This window comes from Streptomyces graminilatus (assembly GCF_001418565.1).
In the GTDB taxonomy this organism is placed as follows: Bacteria; Actinomycetota; Actinomycetes; order Streptomycetales; family Streptomycetaceae; genus Streptomyces; species Streptomyces graminilatus.
This window is the reverse complement of the sequence record NZ_LIQQ01000232.1, coordinates 1-9,513: the sequence shown is the minus strand read 5'-3', so window position 1 is coordinate 9,513 and position 9,513 is coordinate 1. Positions and strand designations below refer to the sequence as shown.

The 9,513-nt window shown below is 71.4% G+C and carries 6 protein-coding genes; all 6 read left to right on the top strand.

Annotated features, from left to right (window positions below):
• The first annotated feature begins 220 nt into the window (after window positions 1-220).
• The 6 genes from AOK08_RS20315 (at window position 221) to AOK08_RS20290 (ending at window position 8,953) form a co-directional block, all read left to right on the top strand.
• Entirely contained in the window at window positions 221-880 is a 660-nt protein-coding gene (locus AOK08_RS20315; protein WP_277816033.1) for a response regulator transcription factor, read from the top strand.
• 211 nt (window positions 881-1,091) lie between these two features.
• On the top strand, window positions 1,092-3,077 hold the full coding sequence (locus AOK08_RS20310) for a 2-oxoacid:acceptor oxidoreductase subunit alpha (protein WP_422125756.1): 1,986 nt from the start codon (window positions 1,092-1,094) through the stop codon (window positions 3,075-3,077).
• Window positions 3,070-4,200 carry a 2-oxoacid:ferredoxin oxidoreductase subunit beta gene (locus AOK08_RS20305; RefSeq protein WP_055527868.1) on the top strand — a complete coding sequence of 377 codons (1,131 nt, stop codon included), beginning with the start codon at window positions 3,070-3,072 and terminating at the stop codon, window positions 4,198-4,200. The genes AOK08_RS20310 and AOK08_RS20305 overlap by 8 nt, the downstream gene beginning before the upstream one ends.
• A 60-nt stretch (window positions 4,201-4,260) precedes the next feature.
• Entirely contained in the window at window positions 4,261-4,581 is a 321-nt protein-coding gene (gene fdxA / locus AOK08_RS20300) for a ferredoxin (protein ID WP_055527866.1), read from the top strand.
• A 312-nt stretch (window positions 4,582-4,893) separates the two neighbouring features.
• Window positions 4,894-5,928: an AfsA-related hotdog domain-containing protein gene (locus tag AOK08_RS20295; protein ID WP_055527864.1), complete on the top strand. Its 1,035-nt coding sequence runs from the start codon at window positions 4,894-4,896 to the stop codon at window positions 5,926-5,928.
• 196 nt (window positions 5,929-6,124) lie between these two features.
• Window positions 6,125-8,953, top strand: a complete 2,829-nt coding sequence (locus AOK08_RS20290; RefSeq protein WP_055527862.1) for an AfsR/SARP family transcriptional regulator — start codon at window positions 6,125-6,127, stop codon at window positions 8,951-8,953.
• The last annotated feature ends 560 nt before the right edge of the window (window positions 8,954-9,513 follow it).

Here is a 9,513-nt window from a genome sequence, read left to right as displayed (position 1 = left end):
GGGTGGGTTTGTTTCGCCCCCACCGGCCATCGGATGAGCTGGAAATGCAGGCCGCGCCTGAGAGGTTTTGCCTCGCCTGCCGGACGGACCCCGAATGGCACCCGAGGAAGCCCCCTCCCGGGGGAAACCGTTCGACAACAACCCCCTCCTCGTCCGAATACTGGGATGCTGGAGCCTGGTGTTCGGACGGGGTGGGGAGACGGGGATCGTGGAGGACAGGGTGCGGGTGGTCATCGCCGAGGATTCAGTGCTGCTGAGAGAGGGCCTGACCCGGTTGCTGACCGACCGTGGGCATGACGTCGTCGCGGGTGTGGGTGACGGGGGCGCGCTGATCAAGACCATCACCGAGCTCGCTGCGCAGGACGAGCTTCCGGATGTCGTGGTCGCGGATGTACGGATGCCGCCCACCCATACCGACGAAGGGGTCCGGGCCGCCGTACAACTGAGGAAAACGCATCCGGGACTGGGTGTGCTCGTGCTGTCGCAGTATGTCGAGGAGCGGTACGCGACCGAGTTGCTCGCCGGGTCCAGTCGGGGCGTCGGGTATCTGCTGAAGGACCGGGTCGCCGAGGTGCGCGAGTTCGTGGACGCGGTGGTGCGCGTGGCCCAGGGGGGTACCGCGCTCGATCCCGAGGTCGTGGCCCAGTTGCTGGGCCGCAGCCGCAAGCAGGACGTGCTCGCCGGACTCACCCCCCGGGAGCGCGAGGTGCTGGGGCTCATGGCGGAGGGCCGGACGAATTCGGCCATCGCCCGTCAGCTCGTCGTCAGTGACGGTGCCGTCGAGAAGCACGTCAGCAACATATTCCTGAAGCTCGGGCTCTCCCCCAGCGACGGTGATCACCGGCGTGTACTGGCCGTTCTGACCTACCTCAACACCTGACCGTCTGGCCCGTCTGACCACTTGACATCTGACGTGCTGCCAGCATCGTGGGGCAGAAAATCATGAGAAGTCCGGGCGTTGAACCGTCTCAAAATGACGTCCGTCTTGCGATCCATCCCAGGAAGGTCACCCTTACCGACGTACTGTTGATCCCGGGAAGGTCCGCGGGAGGACCGGCCCCAGGCCGCCGTCTCGAAGGAGGTCCAGTTCAGTGACCAGCCAGGTCAGCAGTCCAGCCGAGAGTTCAGCGAACGGGTCAGCGGGGAAGGCGGGCTCGGGCGCCGAAGCCATCGGAGCCGTCGGAGCAGCCGTCGTGGGAGAGCAGCGCAATCCGGCTGGCGTGAAGGACGTACGCCGCCTCGATCGGGTGATTATTCGGTTCGCGGGGGACTCCGGGGACGGTATGCAGCTCACGGGGGACCGCTTCACCTCCGAGACCGCGTCCTTCGGGAACGATCTGTCCACGCTGCCGAACTTCCCCGCCGAGATCCGAGCGCCCGCAGGCACCCTGCCGGGCGTTTCGTCGTTCCAGCTCCACTTCGCCGACCACGACATCCTCACCCCCGGCGACGCGCCCAATGTGCTGGTCGCGATGAACCCGGCGGCTCTGAAGGCGAACATCGCCGATGTGCCGCGCGGCGCCGAGATCATCGTCAACACCGACGAGTTCACCAAACGGGCCATGCAGAAGGTGGGTTACGACGCGAGCCCCCTGGAGGACGGCTCGCTCGACGGGTACAGCCTGCATCCGGTGCCGCTGACCACCCTCACCGTCGAGGCCCTCAAGGAGTTCGCGCTCTCCCGCAAGGAGGCCGAGCGCAGCAAGAACATGTTCGCGCTGGGCCTGTTGAGCTGGATGTACCACAGGCCGACCGAGGGCACCGAGAAGTTCCTGGCCGCCAAGTTCGCCAAGAAGCCCGACATCGCCGCTGCCAACCTGGCCGCGTTCAGGGCGGGTTGGAACTTCGGCGAGACGACCGAGGACTTCGCGGTCAGTTACGAGGTCGCGCCCGCCTCGACCGCGTTCCCCGCCGGTACCTATCGCAACATCTCGGGGAACCTGGCGCTGGCGTACGGGCTCGTCGCGGCCGGTCAACAGGCCGATCTGCCCCTGTACTTGGGCTCCTACCCGATCACGCCCGCCTCGGACATCCTGCACGAGCTGAGCAAGCACAAGAACTTCGGCGTCCGGACCTTCCAGGCCGAGGACGAGATCGCCGGCATCGGCGCCGCGCTCGGCGCCGCCTTCGGCGGATCACTGGGCATCACCACCACCTCCGGCCCGGGTGTCGCGCTCAAGTCCGAGGCGATCGGGCTGGCCGTGACACTGGAACTGCCGCTCCTCGTCATCGACATCCAGCGCGGCGGCCCCTCCACCGGCCTCCCCACCAAGACCGAACAGGCCGACCTGCTCCAGGCCATGTTCGGCCGCAACGGCGAGGCCCCCGTCCCGGTGATCGCGCCCCGCACCCCCGCCGACTGCTTCGACGCGGCACTGGAAGCCGCCCGGATCGCCCTCACCTACCGCACCCCGGTCTTCCTGCTCTCCGACGGCTACCTCGCCAACGGCTCCGAACCCTGGCGCATCCCCGACGTCGACGAACTCCCCGACCTGCGTGTGCAGTTCGCGCAGGGCCCGAACCACACCCTCGACGACGGCACCGAGGTCTTCTGGCCCTACAAACGCGACCCGCAGACCCTCGCCCGCCCCTGGGCCGTCCCCGGCACCCCCGGACTCGAACACCGCATCGGCGGCATCGAGAAACAGGACGGCACCGGCAACATCTCCTACGACCCCGCCAACCACGACTTCATGGTCCGCACCCGCCAGGCCAAGATCGACGGAATCACCGTCCCCGACATCGAGGTCGACGAACCTACCGGCACCGCCAACACCCTTGTCCTGGGCTGGGGTTCCACCTACGGCCCGATCACCGCGGCCGTACGCCGGCTGCGGGCGGCGGGGCAGCCGATCGCGCAGGCCCATCTGCGCCACCTCAACCCCTTCCCGGGGAATCTCGGCGAGGTGCTGCGGCGCTACGACAAGGTCGTGATTCCCGAGATGAACCTCGGGCAGCTCGCCATGCTGATCCGGGCGAAGTACCTGGTGGACGCCCACTCGTACAACCAGGTCAACGGTATGCCGTTCAAGGCCGAACAGCTCGCCACGGCTCTCAAGGAGGCCATCGATGGCTGAGACGTCCACCGAAGGCGTCGGCGCCCGCACCGGTTCCGGCACCGGCACTGGTACCGGCACGGTCGAGGCACTCACCCTGGTGCCCAAGGCCGTGGCCACGCAGTCCATGAAGGACTTCAAGTCCGACCAGGAGGTGCGCTGGTGCCCCGGCTGCGGGGACTACGCCGTCCTCGCCGCCGTACAGGGCTTCATGCCCGAACTCGGCCTCGCGAAGGAGAACATCGTCTTCGTCTCCGGGATCGGCTGCTCCTCCCGCTTCCCCTACTACATGAACACCTACGGGATGCACTCCATCCACGGCCGCGCCCCCGCCATCGCCACCGGCCTCGCCTCCAGCCGACGCGACCTCTCCGTCTGGGTCGTCACCGGCGACGGCGACGCCCTCTCCATCGGCGGCAACCACCTCATCCACGCCCTGCGCCGCAACGTCAACCTCAAGATCCTCCTCTTCAACAACCGGATCTACGGACTCACCAAAGGCCAGTACAGCCCGACCTCCGAAGTCGGCAAGATCACCAAATCAACACCCATGGGATCCCTCGACGCACCCTTCAACCCGGTATCCCTGGCCATCGGCGCCGAAGCCTCCTTCGTCGCCCGCACCGTCGACTCCGACCGCAAACACCTCACCGGCGTCCTGCGCGAAGCCGCCGCCCACCCCGGCACCGCACTCGTCGAGATCTACCAGAACTGCAACATCTTCAACGACGGCGCCTTCGACGTCCTCAAGGACAAACAACAAGCCGAGGAAGCCGTCATCCGCCTCGAACACGGACAGCCCATCCGCTTCGGCACCGACGGCAACAAGGCAGTCGTACGGGACGAGATGACCGGCGACCTGAAGGTGGTCACCGTCACGGCCGAGAACGAAGCGCACATCCTCGTCCACAACACCCACACCACCTCCCCCACCACCGCCTTCGCCCTCTCCCGCCTCGCCGACCCCGACACCCTCCACCACACCCCCATCGGCGTCTTCCGCTCCATCCAACGACCCGTCTACGACACACAGATGGCCGAACAACTCGACACCGCCATCGTCCAGAACGGCAAGGGCGACCTCGCCGCACTGCTCGCCGGCAACGACACCTGGACCGTCGGGCGGGCCGCCCGGCACGCCTGACCTCACCGCAACCGTCAGACCGCCTGACCGCCAGACCGCCGTATCCCGGGAGAATCAGCAATGGCGTATGTGATCGCTCAGCCCTGTGTCGACATCAAGGACAAGGCCTGCATCGACGAGTGCCCGGTCGACTGCATCTACGAGGGCCCCCGGAAGCTCTACATCCAGCCCGACGAATGCGTCGACTGCGGTGCCTGTGAGCCCGTCTGCCCGGTGGAGTCGATCTTCTTCGAGGACGACGTCCCGGACCAGTGGAGCGACTACCGCAAGGTGGACACCGAGATCTTCGCCGACCTCGGCCAGCCCGGCGGGGCGAGCGCGGCGGGGCCGCTGGCCGCCGACCACCCCCTGGTCGCCGCCCAGCCGGAACAGGCGGCCTAGGGCCTGAACAGGCCACGCAGAAGGGCGTACAGCCCATGAGTCCGGCGGTCGGGCAGCCGTGTGCCCGACCGCCGGACAGTCGTGTGCACGGCCGCCGGACGGCCGGATTCCGCTGTGGTCCAGTCCCGTTCCAGGGCGGGTACAGGGCCGGTACAGAGCGGGTACAGGCCGGATACAGAGCGATACCAGTGGTCCGGGACACCGTGGAGGCGGTGGCGGAATCCTTTCGCCACCGCCCTGTGGCGTTGTGGCACGCCGACCGCGTATCTCGCGCCATCCGGGCTGCTCCGGGCAATCCCAGAAGGAGTTGGAATGGACATCACCTTCATACCCCAGCCCGCCGCTTCCGCGCCGGGCTCCAAAGGGATCACCGCACCGCTCCACCTGCTGCACAGACCCGTCACACCGGAGGGGTTCCTCCTGGACGCCACGCCTCCGGTGGAACAGCACTTCGCGCTCTCCGCCGAACTGCCGCGCGAGCACGAGACGTTCAACGACGGGCCGGGCACCTTCCACGATCTGCTCTTCGTCGCCGAGACCATGCGCCAGGCCACGCACTTCGTCGCCCACCAGTACTTCCGCGTGCCCACCGAACGCCCCGCGGTCTTCGTCTCCAGCGGGCTCGACATCCTCGACCTCGCCCCGTGGCGCCGCACCGACCGGCCCTCCCACATGGCGCTGGACATCACCCTGGCCCCGGTCGACGTCGTCAACGGCGTCCCGCGCGGCCTCGACTGCCGGGCCGACGTGGCGATCGACGGCGTCACCTGCGGGAGCGCCTCCGCGCGGCTCCAGTTCCTGATGCCCAAGGTGTACCGGTCGCACTGCGCGGCCGGACGCGAGGAGAGCCTGCGGTCCACCGCGCCCGCCGTACGCCCGCTGGCCGCCATGACCGCCATGACCGCCGCCGGCCAGGAGGAGCCACCCGCCGTGCGGCCCGAGTCGGTCGGGCGGGACAACCCCCGCAACGTCGTCGTGGGACCCGCCCTGTGGGCGCCGTACGGGGAGTTCGTACTGCCCGTGGCCTGCGCGCCCGGACACGAGGTCTTCGAGGCGGCGCCCGGCGGCCATGTCCCCGGGCCGGTGTTCCTGGAGGCGTCCCGGCAGGCCTCGCTGCTCGCCGCCGCCGAACTGCACGGACTGCGGCCCGCCCACGCCATGCTGACCCGGTGGCGGGCGGCCTTCCGCGGCTTCGGCGACGCCGACCTGCCGCTGACCTGCACCGTCGTCACCGAGGACCCGGTCCGCGACGAGACGGGCCGCCCCAGCGTCCACACCCGGCTCGCCTTCAGCCAGGGCAGCCGGGTCCTGTGCACCGCCACGGCCGTACTGCTCCAGGACTGCTGACCCGCCCGCTGCTCAAGGACCACCCGCAGCTCAAGGACGACTCACCGCCCAAGGGCGATTCACCGCTCAAGGACCACCGACCGCCCGACCGCGATCGGCCGCGCCCCACCGCGACCGGCCGAGGGTGTCCGAAGGTGCCCGGACCGAAGCTCCCCCCACTCTCTTCCACTCACCGTCATGACCAAGGAGCTCTCCGATGCGTTTTCGCGTACTGGGGCCGGTGAGCCTGTCGCCCCGCACTCCCTCCGCGGCCAAACCGCGCGCCCTGCTGGCCACCTTGCTGGTGCAGGCGGGCGAAGTGGTGCCGGTGCACAGCCTGATCGACGAGCTGTGGGGAACCGAACCGCCCCGCACCGCGACCACCACCCTCCAGGTGTACGTCTCCCAGTTGCGCAAGGTCCTCGCCGACGGCGGGAGCGCGGGACACACCGGAGAGCTGCTGACCCGGGCCCCCGGATACCTCCTGAAGGTCTCCGACCAGGAGTTCGACCTGCCCTGCTTCGAACGGCTGCGCACCGAGGGCCGTACGGCGTACCAGGAGGGCGACTTCGGCGGGGCCTCCCGGCTGCTGCACGAGGCACTCGCCCTGTGGACGGGCCAGGCCCTGTCGGGGATCCCGCACGGCGTACGGCTGGAGTCCGCCGCCATCCGCCTGGACGAGCTGCGGATGGAGGTCCTGGAACAGCGGATCGTGGCCGACCTGCGCCTCGGCCGTCACCAGGAGCTGGCCGGGGAACTGCTGGCCCTGGCCAATGAGCATCCGCTGCGGGAGACCCTGCACGGGCACCTCATGGTGGCGCTGTACCGGACGGGCCGTGGCTCGGACGCGCTGCGCGTGTACGGGCGGCTGCGGCACTCCCTCGTGGAGGAACTCGGCGTCGAACCGGGCCCGGGCATGTCCCGCCTGCACGAGCGCGTCCTGCGCCGGGATCCGTCCCTGGACTGGCAACCACCGCGCAACGCGCGTAGCACGGGCCCCGACGGCGAGGGCGGTCGTGCCGTCGGCACGCCGGGCGGCGGCCGGCCGGCGGCGCGGCGCGCGGCGGGACCGGCCGACGGGTCCGCCGAAGGACCGCGACCCGTCCCGGTACCGCTCGCGACGCTGCCGTCCGCGCCCGCCGGGTTCGTCGGCCGGCACGAGGAACTGGCGTACGGGGAGAAGGCGTTGCGCGGACGGGCGGGCCGGCCGCCGGCGCGGGTGCTGGCCGTCTCCGGGCCGGCCGGGGTCGGCAAGACCGCCCTGGCCCTGCAACTCGCCCACCGGACGGCCGACCTGTTCCCGGACGGCCAGTTGCTGATCGGCCTGCGCGGACCCGACGGGCGCCCGCTGAGCGCCTCGCAGGCGGTGGCGGCGGTACTGCGCCGCCTGACGGATGACGTGTCCGGCTCGTCGGGCTCGTCGGGCTCGACCACCTCGTCCGGCTCGTCCGGCCCGTCCGGCTCCCCGCTCGCCGATCCCGAGGAGCTGACGGAGCGGCTGCGGCGGGCCCTGCACGGGCGCCGGATGCTGCTCGTCCTGGACGACGCGGCGTCGGAGCACCAGATACGACCCCTCCTCCAGGCCTGTGCGGCGGGTGCCGTGATCCTCACCGGGCGGCGGCCGACCGCCGCCCTCGACGGCGCGGCACACATGCGGCTGGACGCGGTGCGACCGCAGGAGGCGGTCGAACTCCTGCTGGCCGCCGGGGGCGAGCGGATGGCGCAGGATCCGGCGGCGGTCGCCGAGATCGCCCGGCTGTGCGGCTGCTTCCCGCTGGCGCTGCGCGTGGCCGCCGCGACCCTCACCGCCCGGCCGCACACCACCCCGGCCGCGCTGGCGGGCCGGCTGCACGACGAGCGGACCAGACTCGGCGTGCTGCGCGAGGGCGGCCTCGATCTGCGCGCGACGCTGTTGACGGGGTATCAGGAGGCCGGGCCCGCGGTGCGGCGGGCGTTCCGGCTGCTGTCCCTGGCCCCGGCCCTCGACTTCACCGGATGGACGGCGGCGGCCCTGCTCGGCACCGGGCGGGCGGAGGCCGAGGAAATCACAGAGGAGCTGGTCCGGGCCCAGTTGCTGGACGCCCGGTCCGACGGCCGGACGGTCCGCTACGGCTTCCACTCGCTGCTGCGGGTACTGGCCACCGAGCTGCGGGAGGCGGAGCCGGACGCGTCCCGGACGCGGCGGGAGGCCGTGGAGCGGCTGGGCCGCGCCTACGGGTGCCTGGCCCGGCACGCGGACGGACACCTCACTCCGGGCAGGGCGTGGAGCCCACAACACTCCGAGGATGCGGATCCGGATGCGGACGGCGCCCTCAACGCCGCCGGGATCGTCGGCGCGAGCCCGCTGGGCTGGTTCCACGAGGAGGCCACGGGCCTGGTGGAGACGGTACGGCAGACACACGCGGCGGGGCTGTGGCCCCTGGTGTGGCAGCTCGCCGGGAGCGCCACCGGGTACTTCCACGCCCGCGCCGCGTGGGAGGAGTGGGAGGAGACCCACGAACTCGCCCTGGATGCCGCCAGGCGGGCGGGGAGCGTCGAGGCGGAGGCGGCGATCCAGTACTCGCTGGGCGACCTGTCCTGGCAGCGCCGCGAGGCCCGCCGCGCACTGCGCTCCTATACGGCGGCGCAGCACGCGTTCGAGCTGGTCCGCGACCGGGTCGGAACGGCACGTTGCCGGATCGGGGTGGCCGATGTCCTGCTCGGCCAGGACCTGCTGGAGCCCGCCGCACGTCGGTACGGGCGGGCGCTGGCGCTCTGCTCGGCGGGCGGGGACCTGCGGGGCGAGGTGGCGGCGCTGAACGGGCTGGCCCTCGTCAATCTGCGGCGCGGCCGGACGGAGACGGCCGTACGGCAACTGGCGCAGTGCGGCCGGGCCGCCGAACGGCTCGGCGACCGCCGCTGGACGGAGTACGTCCGCCGCACAGCGGCCCGCCTGACGGCGGACTCCCCCCGCCGCTCCCCCGCCGCGAACGCGGTCGAGGTCCGCCCGGGCATGTGGCTCATCGGCACCCCCGCCTCGGCGCTGACGTCGGTGGGAGCCGCGTAACGCAGCCAGGCGCGCCCCGGACCACCGGCCGCCCCTCGCCTGAAGGCGGGGGCGCGGGCGCGGGCCACCGGGGGCGCGCTGTTGACCTGGCGCATTGCCAGGGCGGGGCTACGCGCGGGCGCGGGCCACCGGGGCGCACCTTCGGCGCCTACGACAGCGGGGCGAGCCGGCCGCGTCGGCACTGGACCCGGTGGCGGGGTTACGCGCGGGCGCGGGCCGCCGGGGCGCACCCTTCGGCGCCTACGACAGCGGGGCGAGCCGGCCGCGTCGGCACTGGACCCGGTGCGCGCCCGCTCGGTCCCGACCCGCCGCTCCACACCGGCGGGGCACGAACGGTTCGGGGGCTTCGGCATCGGTCACCGGGTACGCGTACCGTCCCCGTACCGTCGTCGATCCGAGAGGGCGGTACGAGGGCCGGCCGCGTCGGCCGTGCGGGGCGCGGTCCACTCATCGGCACCGTGGCGGGGGAACCGGTCGGTGGGACGACCGCCCTCAGCGTTCACGCCCGCCCACACCGAACCCCGGCACGGAAGCCGCCACACCACCCCGGCCCTCACCAT

Bases quoted from the DNA above. Each gene is read 5' to 3' on its own strand.
- AOK08_RS20305 (WP_055527868.1), top strand. From the start codon at position 3,070: ATGGCTGAGACGTCCACCGAAGGCGTCGGCGCCCGCACCGGTTCCGGC.
- fdxA (WP_055527866.1), top strand. From the start codon at position 4,261: ATGGCGTATGTGATCGCTCAGCCCTGTGTCGACATCAAGGACAAGGCC.
- AOK08_RS20295 (WP_055527864.1), top strand. From the start codon at position 4,894: ATGGACATCACCTTCATACCCCAGCCCGCCGCTTCCGCGCCGGGCTCC.
- AOK08_RS20290 (WP_055527862.1), top strand. From the start codon at position 6,125: ATGCGTTTTCGCGTACTGGGGCCGGTGAGCCTGTCGCCCCGCACTCCC.